Source organism: Mesorhizobium robiniae, assembly GCF_040545535.1.
GTDB lineage: Bacteria > Pseudomonadota > Alphaproteobacteria > Rhizobiales > Rhizobiaceae > Mesorhizobium > Mesorhizobium robiniae.
On the sequence record NZ_JBEPMC010000019.1, the window covers coordinates 1 to 18,273 of the forward strand.

An 18,273-nucleotide genomic window follows, 5' to 3' on the forward strand; every position below is an offset into this window, starting at 1 on the left:
GCAATCGTCAAGACAATCGCCGACTACGGCAACTCTTCCGCCGCGACGATCCCGCTATCGCTTTCGCTAGCCCATCAGATGGAACCGTTTCGGCCGGGGGAGAAAATCCTTCTCGCTGCAGCGGGTGCGGGTCTCAGCGGCGGCGCCCTCGTCGTCGGAACTTAGCCGAGCAACCGGCCGCCCAACGGACTGGTCATTCATGATGGATAGGAAACAGACCATGCGAAAACTAGTCGCCGGCAAGCTGCACGGCATCCACGTCACCGAAGCAAACCTCAACTACCACGGTTCGATAACGCTCGACCCTGACCACTGCGAAGAAGCCGGGATCCTGCCGATGGAGTTTGTCGAGATATGGAACAAGAACTCCGGCGCGCGGATTTCGACCTACGTCATTCTCGGCGAACGCGGGTCACGCTGCTGTATCCTCAACGGAGCGGCCGCCCGCACCTGCCAGCCAGACGACCAGATCATTGTCTGCAGCTCCATCTACCTGGATGAAGCGCATATCACCTCGCTGAAGCCGCGGGTCGTCACGTTCGATCAGGACAACCACATACTCGACCGCCTGAGCTACTCCGTCGATCTCGACGCCCATGGCCGTTACTGTTTCTCCATCCTTGACGAGGCGGGGGAGGCTTTGGCCACCCCTGCCCTGCTCTCCGGCGCGTGACTTGTATCCGACACGTGTGCGAGCTTTTGCACCGCAATAATCGAGCGCCTGTCGTCGCCGCGGGCCGAATACGCTTGACGCAGAGACCCGTTGAACCTGATCCAGCTCATACTGGCGCTGGGACGGTGAGGATGGCGTGCCAACGACCGCTTGCGGCGACTGGATCCGCGCCTAGAGGAAGCAAGCCAGGACTTAGGCGCTGGAACCAGCGAGACCTTTTTCGCGTCGTGCTAACGAACCTGACGACTGCCATCGTTGGCAGTGCGCTCGACCAGATTGCCATCACCTTCATGCTCACAGGCACCAAGAATACCTTGCCGATGGCACATGGGACCAGCTTACGGGGCGGGATCTGGTCTGCCCTGAGCTCCGGGCGATCGCTGCACTGATGGCTGCGGCGTCAATCTGCTGCATATTCGCGGGGCTGCGGTTTTCCAAGCCAGAGGCAAAATACCGGTTTCTCAGTCTGGGACAAAAGATTGAGATGGTTGCGATTACCGACCTATCGACTATTGGGCGGATCTCGTCGCCAAGAATCGCGATCGCGGTATCGCCCAAGCGTTGGTATTCGGCGAACTTGCCTGCGACGAACAAGAGCTCGGAAGGTTCGCGGGTCTCGCGGCCGGGCACGCGAGTCGTTGCCGCATTGCCGAAATGGTATTGTTTCCACGTTATCAAGAATAACATCTACTCTATCGTTACCTTCGATCGTGTCATCCCACGCTGGCTGCATTCGAGCGAGCTCTGACCATGGAACGCACAATCGCCGGACACGCCGCAGCCGAGGCGTGCGGCAATGGGCAGGAAATTCGCGCTCACCAAAACGGATACTTGCCCCGCGCATTCCGCTATGTGGCTCAATGCTACACTTCCGACTCTCTGCTAAGACCTCCGGATTGAGCGGGGGATCCCAAACCGGTATGCCGGTTCCTAGGATGAACGCAAAAGCATGCGGAAGCAGGTGCTTGGTTACGCCTTGGAAGCACTGACCCATTGCTCAACATCATAGAGGCAAAAAGGAAGTGGCAGCCGTGAATTAAACAATCGGCTCGTCGAAGGTAAGAAACGCATGCCGCACGAAAATCCTCATCCGTCCGTTCCAACGACGCTTGCCCCGCTTCGGAACCAGGTTTTTCGTTCGATCTGGGTATCTACACAGATATCCAGCCTGGGATGGCTCGTGCAAACAGTAGCCATCAGTTGGCTCATGGTCACTATTTCTGCCTCAGACCTGATGGTTGCACTCGTGCAGGCCGCATCCACATTGCCGGTGTTCTTCCTCTCAGTTCTCGCCGGAGCCATCGCCGACAACTTCAGTCGCCGATGGGTCATGTTTGCGGGGCACTGCCTGATAGCATCGGCATCAACAACGCTGATGATTTCTGTCGGCCTTGGATTTGTTAGTCCCTGGCTCATACTCGGATTGGGTTTCCTGGCTGGCTGCGGCTTCGCGCTAACCGATCCGGCCTGGCATGCGTCCGTGGGCGATATTCTTCACAAGCGCGAAATTCCGGCTGCGGTGACGCTTATGTCTGTCGGATACAACATTGTGCGCAGCGTTGGTCCGGCTTTGGGAGGCGTCATTCTGGCGTTCTTTGGGCCGCTTGCCGCTTTCGCCTTGGCCGCGCTGAGTGATCTGGCGCCGCTGGGCGCAATATGGCGCACCAAATGGCAAGTCCGCTCTTCGCCTCTCCCTCGTGAGAGAATGACGATGGCGATTCATGATGGAGTGCGCTTTACGGCGTTATCGTCGGAGATCAGAGTTGCAATCGCCCGTGCAACCCTTTTCGGCTTGGCAAGCATCTCCATCCTCGCGCTTCTGCCTCTTGTCGTGCGGGATCAATTGAGGAGCGGGCCAATCGTGTACGGCATCTTGTTGGCCGGATTCGGAATGGGGGCGTTCATTGCGGGCATGAGCAACGGCTTCTTGAGGCGGATCACGTCTCAAAACAGACTGGTGGCGTGCGCCTCTGTCGCTTGTGCAGCATGTTGCCTCTCCCTTGCGCTTACATCGTCGGTCGCTGTGGCCGCCATTTCGCTGGCATTCGGTGGCGCCGGTTGGCTTCTCACCTGGACGGGCATTGACGTGTCGGTGCAGCTGGCAAGCCCAAGGTGGGTAGTCGGCCGGACGCTCTCGATCTACTACGCCCTGAGCGCCGGGGGCATGGCAGCAGGCAGCTGGATTTGGGGTTCTGTCGCGCAGAACTACTCCTTGCCCTGGGCTTTGGAAGGCGCTGCGGGGGCTCTGTTGCTGGTTGCAGCAGCGGGAATAGTGCTGCCGGTCCGTCCATGGGAAGAAACGGATCAAGAAAGTTCGGATTTTCGCGCACCGGAGCTGGCACTCGATCTGAAGCCCAGAAGTGGCCCGATCGTTGCCAAGGTCGACTATTCCATATCAGAGAAGAATATCGACGCCTTTCTCGGCTGCATGCGGACAAAGCGGCACGCTCTTAGCCGCGCCGGTGCACGAAACTGGACGCTCCAGCGAAATCTTCAAACGCCTTCACTTTGGACAGAGACATTCCGCACGCCCACCTGGATGGACTTTCTTCGTCTAAATCACCGGCTTACGGCGGCGGATAAGGAAGCAGACGAACATCTTCTCGCGCTGCATGATGGCGAACTTCCTCCACGCACGGTGCTTTCGATCGAGCGAACGACGGAGGCAGCTCGCACCCGTGCCTTAACAGTCTTTTCTCGTCCTCCGAGGTGACGTCATGATGAGCTGTTGGTCGATGGAAAGCCGCGATCACCCCTGGGCTTTCAAGAGCACAGGGTTCGCACGCCACGGACCGTGTAGATGCGGCACTTCAAACCCCAGCACAAGGCCGCCTGATCTACACGCCCGACACGATACCGAGCCCTATCGCAAGGCCAGGATGGACGATAGGATGCCGCGCTGGCCAGTTACGGGGTGGAGCGCTGTAAAGACTGCGGCTGTCGCTAAGGGGGACCAAGGCGCAGCGTGTTACGTGCGATCTGCCAGGCGGATTCGACATGCCGCCGGGCTGCCGCCGCCGCCTCGTCCGGCTTGCGCGAGCGGATGGCATCCATGATTTCGGTCATTTCGGCGATCGCCGGCTCGCGCCGGTTCTCCGACGCGATGGTCATCGAGCGGAGCTGGTTGATGCGGACATTCAGACCCGTCACGATTTCCCAGGCAATGCGCTTGTCGGCCGCTTCGAACAGCGCTTCGTAGAACTTGGTCGTGGCCCGCATCACCTCGACCGGCGCGCCTGACGCCCACGCGTCAAGCAGGTTCGTCAAGGCGGCATCGAGCGCCGCGATCTGCGCGTCGGTGGCCGCTAAGGCGCAAGCCCGCGCCGCGATGCCCTCCAGAAGGGCCCGCAATTCGTAGATTTCGTCGGTGCGGCCGAGATCCGGCTTGGCGACGGCGGGCCCATGGCCCGGTATCATCTGCACCAGGCCTTCCGCCTCCAGTTGCCGCAGGACCTCGCGCACGACCGACCGGCTGACCCCGAGCTGATCGCAAAGCGGCCGCTCGACCAGCCTTTCACCAGGCTGGAAATGGAAGCCCATGATCGCCTCGCGCATGCGCTCCAGCGCCAGCGTCCTCAACGTCTTGGCAGAGCGGTCGATCCGCAGCGTATCGTCTGACATTTTTTCTCCGCGTCCTCGTGCTGCCACAAAACAGATTCCAAGGGCGATTGACAAGGCTCTCGGCGCTCCATAGTATGGTATACCATAAGATGATATCAAAGATTGCGGCGTTGGGCAACGCCGTCGCGACCGAGGACCTTCATGAGACCTGCCATTCGGAAGACCGTCACCTACATCGAGAACACGCTTATCGAGGGCGGCAAGGCGGCGCCTAAGCCCTTGCGCCTGATCGGCGTTGCCGCGGTGCTGACCAACCCCTGGGCCGGCCGTGGTTTCACTGACGACCTGTCGCCGGAAATCCGCGCCCTTGCCCCCGTTCTCGGCGAGATGCTGACCCGCGAGATCATCGCCGTCGCCGGTTCGGGCGAGGCGATTGAAGGCTACGGCAAGGCGGCCATCTGCGGCACCTCAGGCGAGATCGAGCACGCCTCGGCGCTGATCCACACACTGCATTTCGGCAATCACTATCGCCGTGCTGTCGGCGCCAAAACCTATCTGGCCTTCACCAATCTGCGCGGCGGACCGAACACGCCGATCATGATCCCGCTGATGGACAAAAACGACGACGGCCGTCGCTCCCACTATCTCACCGTGCATTTCCAGATCGGCGACGCGCCCGGGCCCGACGAGCTGGTGGTGGCGCTTGGCGCTTCGATCGGCGGCCGCCCGCACCATCGCATAGGCGACCGCTATCAGGATCTGAAAGAGGTCGGGGATCTGCATGGCTGACGTCGCCGCCTCCGCATGGGTCCGGGGCATAGCTCCCGACGGCACCGGCTTCATCCGTGCCGGTTCCGGCACGCCGGTTCTGCTCATCCACGGCGTCGGCATGAACGCAACGATCTGGCAGGATCAGATAGCCTCGATGAAAGATCGCCACGACCTGATCGCCGTCGATATGCTCGGCCACGGCACCTCGCCCCTGCCGCCGGAAAATGCCGCCCTGTCGGATTTCGCCGAGCAGGCGCTGCGTCTGCTCGATCATCTCGGTCTCGCCTCGGTATCGATCGTCGGCCATTCGATGGGCGCGCTGGTCGCCTTGGAAATCGCCCTTCGCGCGCCGTCGCGCGTCCGCTCCATCGTCTGCCTCAACGCGGTCTTCCGCCGCCCCGAAGCCCTGGCGCAGGCCGTGCGCGAACGAGCGGCGGCACTCGGCACGCATGGCGATCCTTCCGCCATCGCGGCAACGCTTGCCCGCTGGTTCGGCGACCCGCTGCCGGAGAGCCTAGCGGGTGCGGCCGCCACCGCACGCGCGGCTCTTGAAGGCGTCGACCCGGAAGGCTACGCGCGCACCTATCGCCTTTTTGCCCATGCCGATGCCGAGCATGCCTATGCCCTGGCCGGGCTGGCGGCGCCAGCCTTGTTCATGACCGGGTCCGACGACAGCAATTCGACCCCGGCCATGTCGGCGGCGATGGCGAGGCTCGCGCCGCACGGGCAATGCCTTGTGCTCGGCGGAGAAAGGCACATGATGGCAATGGCTTCGCCCGAAAAAGTGACTCACCACATCAGCGCCTTTGTCGACGCCGAAGCCGCGACGCCGCAGGCCGATCTCGCCTTCGACAGCGGCGAATTCCGGCGCGCGCTCGGCTCCTTCCTGACCGGCGTCACCATCGTCACCACGATCAGTGCGGAAGGCGAGCCGCGCGGCTTCACCGCCAACTCCTTCACCTCGGTCTCGCTCGAACCGCCGCTGGTGCTTGTCTGCATCGCCAAGAAGGCGCTGGGACACAGCGCCTTCTCGACATCGAAGGGCTTCGCCATCAACATCCTGTCGGAGAGCCAGAAAGCCCACTCCGGCATCTTTGCCTCCAAGGCCGCCGACAAGTTCGCGAGCGTGGCCTGGCAACCGGGCCAGACCGGTAATCCGCTGATCGACGGTTCCGTCGCGGTGTTCGATTGCGCCATGCAGCAGCTGGTCGATGCCGGCGATCATTCGATCCTCATCGGCCGCGTCCGCGATTTCAGCCACAACGGAGCACAGCCGCTCGGCTATTGCCGGGGCACCTATGTGACGCCCGGCCTCAGCCAGGAGGCGCTGGCGGCTGCACCGCCCGATACGGAAGTCGGCGCCATTCTCGAGAACGATGGCCGGGTGCTGTTCTTCGAGACATCTGACGGCTTCCATGAATTGCCGGCTGGGCGCGGACTGGGCACACCGAAAGATGCGCGCAGCCTCAAGGGGAGCCTTGCCGCCAGGACCATCGACGCCCAGCTCGGCTTCCTGTTCGCCGTCTGGGACGATGCCGCCGACCCCTCGCGCACGCATGTCTACTATCGCGGCACGGTCGACGGCCCTCATTCCGACGATCGCCATGTGCGGCTTGTCGACATCGAGAAGATCGCCGATCTGAGGATTGCCGACCCTGCGGTGCGGTCGATGCTTGCCCGCTATGCACGCGAGCGCATGGAAGATGCGTTCGGCGTCTATGTAGGCAACGAGGTCGAAGGCGAAGTCCGGCCGCTCGCCAAGCCTTCGCCAGTTCTTCTTTCCGGTCGCGGGTGACGCTGATGAAATTCTCGCTGTTCGTCCACATGGAGCGCTCGGATCTGGCCAAGCCGCATTCCGAGCTTGTCGGTGAATTGGAAGAGCTGGTCGTGCAGGCCGAAGAGGCAGGTTTCGAGACCGCCTGGATCGGCGAGCATCACGGTATGGAATTCACCATCTCGCCGAACCCGTTCATCAACATCGCCTGGCTCGCCGCCAAGACCAGGCGCATAAGGCTCGGCACCGGAACCATCGTCGCGCCGTTCTGGCACCCGATCAAGCTTGCCGGCGAAGCGGCAATGGCCGACGTCATCTCCGGCGGCCGCCTCGACATCGGCATTGCGCGCGGCGCCTACGCCTACGAATACCAGCGGCTTTTTCCTGGGCTTGAAGCCTGGGGCGCCGGCCAGCGCATGCGCGAGATGGTGCCGGCGATCCGCGGCCTGTGGGATGGCGATTTCGAACTCACTGGCGAGTTCTGGTCGTTCCCGTCGACCACCTCGTCACCCAAGCCGCTGCAAAAGCCTTATCCGCCGATCTGGGTGGCGGCGCGTGATCCGAACTCGCATGACTTTGCCGTCGCCAGCAAATGCAATGTGCAGGTGACGCCGCTGGCCTCCGGCGATGGCGAGGTGACCAGCCTGATGGAGCGCTTCAACACCGCCTGCGCTGCTCACCCCGACATAGCGCGGCCGGAAATCATGCTGCTGATGCACACATTCGTTGCCGAGGACGCAGCCGATGCTGATCGCCTGGCGCAGGACCTGTCGCAGTTCTACTGCCAGTTCGGGGCCTGGTTCCAGAACAAGAAGCCGGTGCGCCAGGGCGTTCTGGAGGCGCTAACCGAGGCCGAGATCGCGGCCATGCCGCAATATGCGCCCGACAAGATCCGGCAGAACCTTGTTATCGGCGAAGCCGACGAGGTGATCGCCAGGCTGAAGGCCTATGAGGCGCTCGGCTACGACCAGTATTCGATCTGGATCGACAGCGGCCTCTCCCACCAGCGCAAGAAGAAATCGCTGCAGCTCTTCATCGATAGGGTGATGCCGGCCTTCCAGGGACCGCATACGCGATGAGCACCGCTCAATTCAGGAACTATGTCGACGGCAGCTTCGAGGACGCGCCCGCGACTTTCGACAGCATCGACCCGTCGACCGGCACGGCATGGGCCAGGATGCCCGCTGCATCATCGGCCGATGTCGACCGCGCCGTCGAGGCCGCTCACCGGGCGCTGCGCTCCGGCCCATGGGCGGCGATGACGGCAACAGCGCGCGGCAAGCTGCTGGTGCGGCTCGGCGACCTGGTGGTCGCCAATGCCGACCGGCTGGCGGAACTCGAGACGCGCGACACCGGCAAGATCATCCGCGAGACCCGCGCCCAGATCGCCTATGTCGGCGACTACTACCGCTACTATGGCGGGCTGGCCGACAAGCACGAAGGCTCGTTTGTCCCCATCGACAAGGCGGACATGGAAGTGACGATCCGGCCCGAGCCGATCGGCGTCGTCGCCGCGGTCGTGCCGTGGAATTCGCAACTCTTCCTGTCCGCCGTCAAGCTCGGGCCGGCGCTGGCGGCCGGCTGCACCGTCGTCCTCAAGGCGTCCGAGGACGGCCCTGCCCCGTTGCTGGCCTTCGCCGAGCTCGTCCATGAGGCGGGCTTTCCCGCCGGCAGCGTGAACATCCTGACCGGCTTCGGCCATGATTGCGGTCACCGCCTGACCAGCCATCCGCTCGTCGCCCGTGTCGCCTTCACCGGTGGTCCGGCAACCGCCCAGCAGATCGTCAGGAACACCGCGGAAAACCTTGCCTACACGACGCTCGAACTCGGCGGCAAGAGCCCGGTCGTGGTGTTTGCCGATGCCGATCTCGACAGCGCCGCCAACGCGGTCGTCGCCGGCATCTTCGCCGCCACCGGCCAGAGCTGCGTCGCCGGCTCGCGCCTGCTGGTCGAGCGTTCGGTGAAGGACGAATTCCTCGCCCGGCTCAAGCACAAGGCCGAGGCGATCCGGATCGGCGATCCGCAGGATCCGGCAACCGAAATGGGGCCGCTGGCCACGTCGCGGCAGCGCGAATGGATCGAGAAGATCGTGGCGGCAAGCCTTGCCGCAGGTGGACGGCTGGTCACCGGCGGCGAAAGGCCCGCCGGTCACGCCGGCGGCCTCTACTACGCGCCGACGATCATCGATGCCAACGACAACACCGGCTTGCCCTGCGTGCGCGAGGAGCTGTTCGGTCCCGTGCTCTCCGTGATCGCCTTCGACGCGGAAGCCGAAGCCCTGGCGCTGGCCAACGACACGCCGTTCGGCCTGGCGTCCGGCGTGTTCACCACCAATCTCGCGAAAGCCCATCGCATGGCGCGCGGCATCCATGCCGGCGTGGTCTGGATCAACACCTATCGCGCCGTCTCGCCGCTGGTTCCGTTCGGCGGCTATGGCCAGTCGGGCCTCGGCCGCGAAGGCGGCCTCGATGCGATCCGCGACTACACGCGTTCGAAGTCGGTGTGGATACGCATCTCGGACGACCCGATTCCCGATCCTTTTGTCATGCGGTAGCCGCCGCGGACGGGGATTCGCGATCAAGGCGAAAACGCCGGTCGCGAACAGCCAACAACGAAAACAAACAGAGGAGAACGACATGAAACTGATCATCACCGGCGCCCTTGCCCGCCTTCTTGCAACGACACTGCTCGCAACAACACTTCTGGCAACGACGGCCGCAAAGGCCGAGGACATGGTGTTCACCAGCTGGGGCGGGACGACCCAGGAAGCGCAGACCAAGTCCTGGGCCGAACCGTTCACCGCCGCCTCCGGCATCAAGGTCATGCAGGACGGCCCGACCGACTACGGCAAGCTGAAGGCGATGGTCGACAGCGGCAGCGTCAACTGGGATGTCGTCGACGTCGAGATGGATTTCGCCATCAAGGCGGCCAAGGACGGCCTGCTCGAGCCGATCGACTTCACTGCTGTGCCGAAGGCCGACCTCGATCCGCGCTTCACCACCGATCATGCCGTCGGCAGTTTCTATTATTCCTTCGTGCTCGCCTGGAACAAGGGCGCCGTTTCGGGCGAACCGGCCGGCTGGGCCGACATGTTCGACCTGAAGAAATTCCCGGGCAAGCGGACCTTCTACAAATGGTCGGCGCCCGGTGTCATCGAGATCGCCTTGCTGGCCGATGGCGTTCCCGCCGACAAGCTCTATCCGCTCGATCTCGATCGCGCCTTCAAGAAGCTCGACACCATCAAGTCGGACATCGTCTGGTGGGGCGGCGGCGCGGAGTCGCAGCAATTGATCGCGTCCGGCGAAGCAACCTTCGGCCAGCTGTGGAACGGTCGTGTCTTCGCGCTGGAGAAGGATGGCGCCGATGTCGGCGTCTCCTGGAACCAGAACCTGACCGCCGCCGACGTCCTGGTGGTGCCGAAGGGCGCCAAGAACAAGGACGCCGCGATGAAGTTCCTCGCCGCGGCAAGCAGCCCGGCCGGCCAGGCGAAGTTCGCCGAAGCCAGTGGCTATGCGCCCATCAACACCAAGGCCAAGGCCGAGATGCCGGCCGATGCGGTGAAGGCGCTGCCGGACGCCCATGTCGACGGACAGATCAACCTCGACATGAACTACTGGGCCGAGCACCGCGACGAGATCGCCACGCGCTGGTATGCTTGGCAGGCGAAATAAGCCTGCCCCTTGAACAGCAAGGGACGGGACGGTCTGCGTCGTCTCGTCCCGTAGCCCAGGTCGCTGCCATGTCGGTCGAAACACGCCAGAGCCCACCAACATTCCGCATGCCGGCAGGCTTCAACGGCCTGCTGCCGGCGCTGATCCTGATCGTGCTGTTCTTCGTCGTCCCGGTCCTGGCCCTGCTTTTGCGCAGCGTCACGGAGCCCGAGCCCGGCCTGCAGAACTACGCGGCCCTGCTTGGCGACGGCACCTATGCGCGGGTCTTCTTCAACACCTTCCTGGTCGCGTCGGTGGTCACGATCGTCACCGTCCTCGTCGCCTTTCCGGTTGCCTGGATGCTGGCGATCATGCCCTCGGCGCTGGCCTCGATCGTCTTCGGCGTCATCATCCTGTCGATGTGGACCAATCTCTTGACCCGCACCTATGCCTGGATGGTGCTGCTGCAGCGCACCGGCGTCATCAACCGGACGCTGATGGCCGCCGGGATCATCGACCAGCCGCTGCCGCTCATTAACAATCTCACCGGCGTCACCATCGGCATGGTCTACATCATGCTGCCCTTCATGATCCTGCCGCTGGTCGGCACGCTGCGGGCGATCGATCCGATGACGCTGCGCGCGGCGGCACTGTGCGGCGCCAGCCCCTTCCAGGCATTCCGCCGCATCCTTTTGCCGCTGTCGCTGCCTGGCGTGGCGGCCGGCGGCCTGATGGTCTTCGTCATGTCGCTCGGCTACTTCGTCACCCCGGCACTGCTCGGCGGTACGTCGAACATGATGCTCGCCGAAATGATCGCGCAGATGATCCAGTCGCTGCTCAACTGGGGGCTCGGCAGCGCCGCGGCCTTCATCCTGCTTGTCGTCACCATGGCGCTCTACGCGCTGCAGCTGCGCCTCGTCGGCGCCAGGCGCATGAGCGGAGGCATCTGAGATGCTGCTCGACTATGACCGCATGGGATGGCTGAAGATTGCCCTGCTCGGCTTCACCGCTCTGGTCGCCGGCTTTCTCCTGTTGCCGGTCGTCTTCATCGTCCTGCTCTCGTTCGGCTCGTCGCGCTGGCTGGCCTTCCCGCCGCCCGGCTGGACGCTCAAATGGTACCAGGAGCTTTTTGCCGATCCGGCCTGGCTCGATGCGGCGCTGACCAGCGCCAAGATCGCCACCATGACGGCGATGCTGGCGGTCGCGATCGGCCTGCTCGCCTCCTTTGCCCTGGTTCGCGGACAGTTTGCCGGGCGTGAGATCCTGCGCGGCCTGCTGCTGACGCCGATGGTGCTGCCCGTTGTCGTCTTCGCCATCGCCATCTATGCCTTCTTCCTTCGCCTTGGCCTCGGCGGCACCAGCATCGGCTTCGTCATCGCCCACACCGTTTTGGCGCTGCCCTTCGCCATCATCCCGATCGCCACCGCGCTCGAAGGCTTCGACAAGTCGATCGAGGACGCGGCGATCGTCTGCGGCGCCAGCCCGCTCGAGGCCAGGCTCAGGATCACCTTGCCGTCGATCCGGATCGGCATCTTCTCCGCCGCGATCTTTTCCTTCCTCGCCTCGTGGGACGAAGTCGTGGTGGCGATCTTCATGGCCAGCCCCAGCTTGCAGACCTTGCCCGTCAAGATCTGGGGCAGTTTGCGGTCGGATTTGAGCCCGGTGATCGCCGCCGCCTCCAGTCTGCTCGTCGGGCTGACGCTTGCCCTGATGGTGGTGACGGCGCTGCTGCAGCGAAAGGTCCGCACATGACCCAGCCCTTCCTCTCCATCCGCAATCTGCGCAAGGCGTTCGGGGCGATCACCGCCGTGCACGACGTCACCCTCGAGATCCCCAAAGGCGAGTTCCTGACCTTCCTCGGGCCTTCGGGTTCGGGAAAATCGACGACGCTCTACGCGATTGCCGGCTTCCAGGATCCGAGTTCCGGCGATGTGCAGCTGGAAGGAAAGTCGCTGCTCGCCGTGCCCTCGCACAAGCGCAACATCGGCATGGTCTTCCAGCGCTACACGCTCTTTCCGCATCTGACGGTGGCCGAGAACGTCGCCTTTCCGCTTCGGGTTCGCCGCCGGCCGGAAGCCGAGGTGAAGAAGAAGGTCGCCGACATGCTGGCGCTGGTGCGGCTCGAAAGCTTCGCCACGCGCTTGCCGGGCGCGCTGTCGGGCGGCCAGCAGCAGCGCGTCGCACTGGCCAGGGCGCTGGCCTACGATCCGCCGATCCTTTTGATGGACGAACCACTGTCGGCGCTCGACAAGAAGTTGCGCGAGGAAATCCAGGGCGAGATCCGCCGCATCCATCGCGAGACCGGCGTCACCATCCTCTACGTCACCCACGACCAGGAGGAAGCGCTGCATCTGTCGGACCGGATCGCCCTGTTCCGGGACGGTCGCATTGAGCAGACCGGCAGCGGCGAAGACCTTTATCTGAGGCCGGCGACCGATTTCGTCGCCGGCTTCATCGGCAATTCGAATTTTCTTGCCGCCGAACATCTCGACACCACCGACGGCACGGCAACGATCCGGCTGGCCGACGGCTCTGTCATCTCCGGCGTCAGAGCCAACGGCACGTTTGGCAACGGCCAGAAAACCAGGCTGATGATCCGGCCGGAGGCGTTTGGCATGGAACGGAGCCCGGCGAGCGCAGAGCTCAACGTCGAGATTGTCGATGTCGCCTTCTATGGCGAACGGCGGCGCATCGTCGCGCGCACCGCCGCCGGCGAGGGGGTCGACATCAGGCCGACCTCGGCCGCCATGCCGTCGCAGGATGTGTCGCCCTGCAGCCGGCAGGTGTTTTTCGACCCGGCGGCGGCGTTTCTGTTTCCCGCCTGAGTTTTCCGAGCGAGTTGAGGAACATTCCCCGCAGGTGTCTGATTCAAATTGCCCATGACATGGGCGTGGACGCTTGGATCGAGTCCAAGGCGATCGTTTGCACCAACGCAAAGCGTGCACACCTATCCGAGCTCATGGATCGTCACGCTGGGAATAACGGCCTTGGCGATCTCGCACAGGTGTTGGTGATGCGTGAGGTAGATCACCTGGCCCGCACATGCCATCTGACCAAACAGCTTGAAAACCTCCTCGGATCGGACGTGGTCGAAGGTCTCCATGATATCATCGGCGATAAAGGGCACAGAAGGTCTAAGCCGCGCAAACTCGTAGTAGCCTGCGAGCCTCAGGGCGAGGTAGAGCTGAAACCGAGCGCCCTTCGACAGGGCGTCTGCGACCTTGGACTGCCCGTCGCGTTGCATGGCGATGAGGACTTCACCACCTTTTGCCGGTTGGGTCGCCAAGCCCGTGTATTGACAGCGTGTGATGAGCGCGAAGGCATCCGATGCCCGCACCATCATCCCGGAACGATGTTGCTCACGATAGACCCTCAGGGCGTTTGAGGCCGACATTGCTCCCAACTTCAACTCGATATACCGAACCGCCTTCTCCTCGATTTCCAGAAGCACGGTGCGACGCTCCGCGTCTATTCGGGCAACCGCGCTGTCGCCGCCAATGGCATCCAGCTTGTCGGCCGCGCGGGTCCGCCGGATGAGCTGGTGCTGTATCAGTTCGTCAAGATCGCCAAGCCGCCGCTCGCTGTCGGCCTTCTCGATCGCAAGGATATGCGAATCGAGGCCATCCAGGATCGAATGGGCCTGCTCGATCGTGTCCACCGTGAGTTCAGCCAACAGCTGTTCCTCGAGATCGGTGACGGTGGCACGCAAGCGGTCCCTTTCCTTGAGCAGCTCGTCGCGCTCAACGACTTGCGCCAAGGTGGCCACGCCGAAGGCGCCCAAAACATCTCGCTTGCGTCGTTCATGAACCGCGACTTCCAGATCGAGAGCGTCACGAACATCTTGCAGGCGCTGCAGGTCATTGAGGAGACTCAGCTTTGCCTCACGGGCGCGATCGGCGCGCTCCAGGCGCTCGGCAAGCCTGATGGCCAACTGTTCCGGGTCCTCGTCGTTCGCCGGTTCAGCCATTAGTGCCGCGGCAGCGGTAATCTCCTCGATGAAAATGCTTCTGTCTGCCTCCATCTTCGCAATACGCAGCCGCATGGCGTCCCGGTCCTGAATAGCCTTTGACAGCTCAGCCAACTGATCGAGTACGCCGCCGACGCCAGGCACGGAAATCCCTCTTTCCAGCCAGGTTCCCTTGAGTGCTTCGGTGACGTCGGCCACCCATTCCTCCTCGCGCCTTTCCGCCACCTCCAGGGCGCGTCGCCTGACTGCCAGTTCTTCCTCCCTCGCGCTTACGGTCCTCACCGCCTCCGCGCGTTCGGCGTCCACCTTGGCTTGCCTGTCGAGAAACCGTTCCGCGACGGCCACCATGACTTCCAGCCTCTCGTTCGGCTGTATCCCGACGCTTTCGAGGGCCGCGCTCACCTCAAGGCGTATGAGATTCCCGTCGTCAGTTGCCCGCTCAAGCTTCTTGCGCGCGACCAGGATCTCGTCCCAGGCCGAGAGTGCATCGGCGCGGGCGGAACTACGCTCCTCGATCAGCCCGATCAAAAGCTCAAGCGAGGGTTCCTGGCATGCGCCAAGCAAGTCTGTCGCTGCGGCGATGATTTCCGAGACTGCCGCTTCCCCACTGGAGGCGAACTGCCCTAGTTGATCAGCCGTGCGCGTGATGACAGCGGCGCTCTCAGCAAGGCTACGTTGTGTTGTTCGGATTTCAGCGAGTTCGCGCGCATGGACCAGACGTATCGCTGCAACACCGTCGTCACGAGCCAACGCCGCCTCGAAAATGTCTGCCGTCTCGGCGAGCAGCTTTTCTCGATGTCCTTTCCAAGCCTCGTCCCTCTTGCGTCGGACAGCCATTGCCGCTTCATCATCCGCCACATCGACCGAGGACCGGATGGTTTCCAATCGTGCCAGCAGCGAAGCATGCGTTTGTTCCTGCTCCGCCAGACGTTGGGAAAGGATGGCTTTGTTCCTCTGGTGCTCTGCCGAAAGTGTCTTCCAGGCCGCGATCTTGCTGGCGCTCGGAACTGACATCGCACAGAGCGTCTCGGCGTTCCCCTCCCACGGCTTCAGTCGCCGGATCGCCGCCTGCCAACGATTTTGACTTGCGTCTTCCGCCTCACAAGCCGCCTTAATCTCGCTCAGATGCCCGCTTCCTCTCGCCTTGGACAGCGCCGACGTCAGCCTTGCCCGGGCAGGCTCAGGCACAGCCCGTTCTTCACCGACCCGTTGCCTTGCCGTGTGAAGCGCATCCAGGGCTGCCGCGGATTCATCGCGGGCGACGCGGACGCTGGTGGTTATTCCTGATCGCTGTTCGAGCATATTGCGAACAGACCCGACAATGGCAGCGGGCAGGAGAAGCGAGGCCGGCTCCTGTTCCGTGGATTTCCCCAGAGCGGCAAGGCAATTCGCCACGGCGTTGTCGAGGATTTGAAGCTCCATCCTGCGGGTAGGCAGGTCCAGGCCAGCAGACACATATCGTGCCTTGCGATCGGCCAGTGCGCGAACCTGTTCGGAGATTGCGAGGATCGCCTCATCCACGGCGATCGCCGCGATCCTCGCCCTTAGTCTCTCCATTTCGTCGTCGTTTGCCAATTGGCGCGTTCGCAGGCTGGCGTCCTGATCGATCATTTCGGCGACACTCCCCGTCCAGGTCCGGGGCGGCGAAGCCAGGTCAGGCAATTCGGCAAGCCGAGCGGCCCTCCGCTGCGTATCGGCCGCGAGGGGAGCCGCGCGCAGATACTTCGCGATTGTCTCCAGTCGAGCCAACAGCACCGATCGTTCGGCTACGCTTCGATCGTATTTTTCCGCGGCCTCGACACGTTCCGCCTCCAAGGTTTCGAAAGTGGAGGCCAACGTGTCGATTTCATCCTTGCGGGATTTCAGTTCGGCAAACCGCTTTTTGAGCAGCGCAAGTTCGGTTCCGTGTGCCTGCTTGCGATAGAGGCTGTCTGCTTCCGCCTCGAGCGCGCTCAGGATGTCACTTGCGTGCCCCAGTCCGGCGCTGGCCGCAAAAAGCAGCTTGCCGAGGTCTCCGCGCGATTCCAGGATCGATTTTCCGCCTGCTTCCAGCGTCTCGTCGTCCAGTGAGAACATGGTGCTGTAGGCCTCGCGCGACAGGCCTGCCAGATGTGCCGATATCGCCACTTCACTTGCCGGCTGGCCGGCCGCATCGTGCAGCGAGTTGCTGCGTTGTTTCGTACGCGAGAAGGTCCGTTCTTCGCCGGCGAGTTCGAGCACGCCGCCGACGCGCATGGCGCTATACTCATGCAGGAAATTGTAGCGGCTGCGTTCCTCAATGCCAAACAGCAGGTCCAGATAACCGGAAAGTGCCGTCGATTTTCCAGCCTCGTTCAAGCCGAACACAATGTGCAGATCGGGTCCGGACTCCGGCTTTGGCCCGAAGTCGAGCGCCCTGTCGGTAAACTTCCCGTAGCGAATGAGGTCGAGGCGCCGTAGTCTCATTGCTGCCCGCCTGCCTTGAGGCGGGCCGTGACCAGACCGGCACCACGGGCGAGAGCCCCGTCGAGGAACACGTCCAGCGCGGCTTCGTCCTTTCCGGCAAAGTCGCGCGCGTCCGGCGGAAGATCCGCGATGGTTTTCAAAACCAGGGCTTTGGCTTCCGCTCGGAAAGCTTCCGACCTGGCAACGGTGTGCATGGATTGCGCGAGCTCCAGAACCGGATCGGCGACGCCGTCGGATGCCTCACTGTTAGGCGTTGACAGGTCCAGCTCGAGCTTCTCGATCCACGCATCACCCACCTGGTCGGCAGCCTGTTCAGCCTCCCCGAGCAGCAGATCCCTGTCGCGGATTATTTTCCAGGACAGCGGCGACGTACCGGTCAGGCCGAGGCGGACCACAGCATGGCGGGATCGAACGGCGGCCCGGGTTTGCTCCAGCGCGGACCGGATCCGTCCGACGGCCTCGGGCCATTCCAGCGTCCCGGTTAGATCAACATTCATCCGCTCGAATTGCGCGACACTGGTCAGCCTCTCTTCAATCGTGACGGTCCGGTCATCGCTTATCGTTACCAGGCTGACGGATTTCTCTCCAGCCTCATTGATGTCCCTGCCTTGTGGCATTCCCGGCATCACCACCGTGCTCGCGCCGGGATGGACTTTCCGAACATGAATGTGCCCCAGCGCCCAATAGTCGAAACCGTGGCCGTGCAAGTCGGCAACGCTGCAGGGGGCGTAGACGTCATGACCGGGGGATCCTGCCAGACTGGTGTGCATGATCCCGACATTGACCGCCCCTTCGCGGGGAGCCGTATATTTGGGCAGCAGGCACTCTGGCGCCTTTGGGTTTGCGAAGCTCAAGCCATGGACCATGACGTCCAGACCTCCGGCTGATTGCAGCACCGGTTGGGCACGGCCACCGAAGATCGTCACGGTATCGGGAAACACGAGCTGTTTCGTAATCCGCGACATGGCGTCGTGATTTCCTCGGATCATGAAGACCCTGACACCGGCCTGGTGGAGCCGGGTAATCTGCAACGCCAGAAAGCGTGCCGTTTTCATCGACGTCTGATCGCCGTCGTAAAGATCGCCGGCAATGACGAGGGCATCGACACGCTCGGCAAGGCAAAGGTCGACGATGGAGACAAACGCCTGACGACTGGCGTCTCCCACCAGTTCGGCAAGATCGGGGTTTCGCATCGCCAGCGAGCGCAGCGGCGAGTCGAGATGGATATCGGCCGTATGGATGAAGCGAAATGCCACTGGGCGATCTCCGGTCCCGAACAAGGGATGTGGTTCGACGAGAATTCTTCGGCACCCGGTCTCAGCGGGCTGAGTTCAGGCGACTCTTCATTCAGGCGTTGCTGGCCCGGCTTCGCTACCCCTCATACCCGGTTAGCAAAGCTCAACGGCATTCGGCAACTCTCTTTATGGCCCTG

Annotated in this window: 14 protein-coding genes; 11 read left to right on the forward strand and 3 right to left on the reverse strand. The window is 62.9% G+C overall.

Translation table 11 applies throughout. The annotated features are described in order from the left end of the window. The 3 genes from ABID19_RS32375 to ABID19_RS32385 all read left to right on the forward strand — a co-directional run. Positions 1–165: 3-oxoacyl-[acyl-carrier-protein] synthase III C-terminal domain-containing protein (locus ABID19_RS32375; protein ID WP_354494717.1), on the forward strand; the 165-nt coding region annotated here is incomplete at its 5' end. Between the two features lie 55 nt (positions 166–220). Continuing rightward, positions 221–673 carry an aspartate 1-decarboxylase gene (gene panD / locus ABID19_RS32380; RefSeq protein ID WP_006205530.1) on the forward strand — a complete coding sequence of 151 codons (453 nt, stop codon included), beginning with the start codon at positions 221–223 and terminating at the stop codon, positions 671–673. Between the two features lie 1,069 nt (positions 674–1,742). Beyond that, a complete protein-coding gene (locus ABID19_RS32385) occupies positions 1,743–3,386 on the forward strand; it encodes an MFS transporter (RefSeq protein ID WP_263806809.1) in 1,644 nt (547 codons plus the stop codon). Positions 3,387–3,616: 230 nt separating this feature from the next. Here ABID19_RS32385 and ABID19_RS32390 read toward each other — a convergent pair whose 3' ends face one another. Then, the gene (locus ABID19_RS32390) at positions 3,617–4,294 is read right to left on the reverse strand and encodes a GntR family transcriptional regulator (RefSeq protein ID WP_263791411.1); all 678 of its coding nucleotides are present in this window, start codon (positions 4,292–4,294) and stop codon (positions 3,617–3,619) included. 141 nt (positions 4,295–4,435) lie between these two features. Here ABID19_RS32390 and ABID19_RS32395 point away from each other — a divergent pair, with 141 nt between their 5' ends. From ABID19_RS32395 to ABID19_RS32430, 8 genes are all read left to right on the forward strand, one after another. Further along, positions 4,436–5,023 carry an amino acid synthesis family protein gene (locus ABID19_RS32395; RefSeq protein WP_263791413.1) on the forward strand — a complete coding sequence of 196 codons (588 nt, stop codon included), beginning with the start codon at positions 4,436–4,438 and terminating at the stop codon, positions 5,021–5,023. Continuing rightward, entirely contained in the window at positions 5,016–6,800 is a 1,785-nt protein-coding gene (locus tag ABID19_RS32400; protein ID WP_263791414.1) for an alpha/beta fold hydrolase, read from the forward strand. Before ABID19_RS32395 ends, ABID19_RS32400 begins: the two co-directional genes overlap by 8 nt. Positions 6,801–6,805: 5 nt before the next feature. After that, on the forward strand, positions 6,806–7,858 hold the full coding sequence (locus ABID19_RS32405) for an LLM class flavin-dependent oxidoreductase (protein WP_263806808.1): 1,053 nt from the start codon (positions 6,806–6,808) through the stop codon (positions 7,856–7,858). Continuing rightward, positions 7,855–9,333, forward strand: coding sequence for an aldehyde dehydrogenase (locus ABID19_RS32410; protein ID WP_263806807.1), 1,479 nt, complete (start codon positions 7,855–7,857; stop codon positions 9,331–9,333). The genes ABID19_RS32405 and ABID19_RS32410 overlap by 4 nt, the downstream gene beginning before the upstream one ends. An 82-nt stretch (positions 9,334–9,415) precedes the next feature. Next, positions 9,416–10,450, forward strand: a complete 1,035-nt coding sequence (locus ABID19_RS32415) for an ABC transporter substrate-binding protein (RefSeq protein WP_263806806.1) — start codon at positions 9,416–9,418, stop codon at positions 10,448–10,450. A gap of 68 nt (positions 10,451–10,518) precedes the next feature. After that, positions 10,519–11,379, forward strand: a complete 861-nt coding sequence (locus tag ABID19_RS32420; RefSeq protein WP_263791420.1) for an ABC transporter permease — start codon at positions 10,519–10,521, stop codon at positions 11,377–11,379. Position 11,380: 1 nt separating this feature from the next. Continuing rightward, positions 11,381–12,181: an ABC transporter permease gene (locus ABID19_RS32425; RefSeq protein ID WP_263806805.1), complete on the forward strand. Its 801-nt coding sequence runs from the start codon at positions 11,381–11,383 to the stop codon at positions 12,179–12,181. Further along, positions 12,178–13,254, forward strand: a complete 1,077-nt coding sequence (locus tag ABID19_RS32430; RefSeq protein ID WP_263806804.1) for an ABC transporter ATP-binding protein — start codon at positions 12,178–12,180, stop codon at positions 13,252–13,254. The genes ABID19_RS32425 and ABID19_RS32430 overlap by 4 nt, the downstream gene beginning before the upstream one ends. Before the next feature lie 122 nt (positions 13,255–13,376). Here the strand turns inward: ABID19_RS32430 and ABID19_RS32435 are convergent, their stop codons facing one another. Together ABID19_RS32435 and ABID19_RS32440 are read right to left on the reverse strand one after the other, a co-directional pair. Then, complete coding sequence (locus tag ABID19_RS32435) at positions 13,377–16,841, reverse strand: AAA family ATPase (RefSeq protein WP_006205503.1); 3,465 nt, start codon at positions 16,839–16,841, stop codon at positions 13,377–13,379. Continuing rightward, entirely contained in the window at positions 16,838–18,097 is a 1,260-nt protein-coding gene (locus ABID19_RS32440; RefSeq protein WP_006205502.1) for a metallophosphoesterase family protein, read from the reverse strand. Before ABID19_RS32440 ends, ABID19_RS32435 begins: the two co-directional genes overlap by 4 nt. Between the last annotated feature and the right edge of the window lie 176 nt (positions 18,098–18,273).

Coding starts and splice junctions, on each gene's coding strand:
- ABID19_RS32395 (WP_263791413.1), top strand. CDS start 4,436: ATGAGACCTGCCATTCGGAAGACCGTCACCTACATCGAGAACACGCTT.
- ABID19_RS32410 (WP_263806807.1), top strand. CDS start 7,855: ATGAGCACCGCTCAATTCAGGAACTATGTCGACGGCAGCTTCGAGGAC.
- ABID19_RS32435 (WP_006205503.1), bottom strand. CDS start 16,841: ATGAGACTACGGCGCCTCGACCTCATTCGCTACGGGAAGTTTACCGAC.
- ABID19_RS32400 (WP_263791414.1), top strand. CDS start 5,016: ATGGCTGACGTCGCCGCCTCCGCATGGGTCCGGGGCATAGCTCCCGAC.
- panD (WP_006205530.1), top strand. CDS start 221: ATGCGAAAACTAGTCGCCGGCAAGCTGCACGGCATCCACGTCACCGAA.
- ABID19_RS32420 (WP_263791420.1), top strand. CDS start 10,519: ATGTCGGTCGAAACACGCCAGAGCCCACCAACATTCCGCATGCCGGCA.
- ABID19_RS32415 (WP_263806806.1), top strand. CDS start 9,416: ATGAAACTGATCATCACCGGCGCCCTTGCCCGCCTTCTTGCAACGACA.
- ABID19_RS32425 (WP_263806805.1), top strand. CDS start 11,381: ATGCTGCTCGACTATGACCGCATGGGATGGCTGAAGATTGCCCTGCTC.
- ABID19_RS32405 (WP_263806808.1), top strand. CDS start 6,806: ATGAAATTCTCGCTGTTCGTCCACATGGAGCGCTCGGATCTGGCCAAG.
- ABID19_RS32385 (WP_263806809.1), top strand. CDS start 1,743: ATGCCGCACGAAAATCCTCATCCGTCCGTTCCAACGACGCTTGCCCCG.
- ABID19_RS32390 (WP_263791411.1), bottom strand. CDS start 4,294: ATGTCAGACGATACGCTGCGGATCGACCGCTCTGCCAAGACGTTGAGG.
- ABID19_RS32430 (WP_263806804.1), top strand. CDS start 12,178: ATGACCCAGCCCTTCCTCTCCATCCGCAATCTGCGCAAGGCGTTCGGG.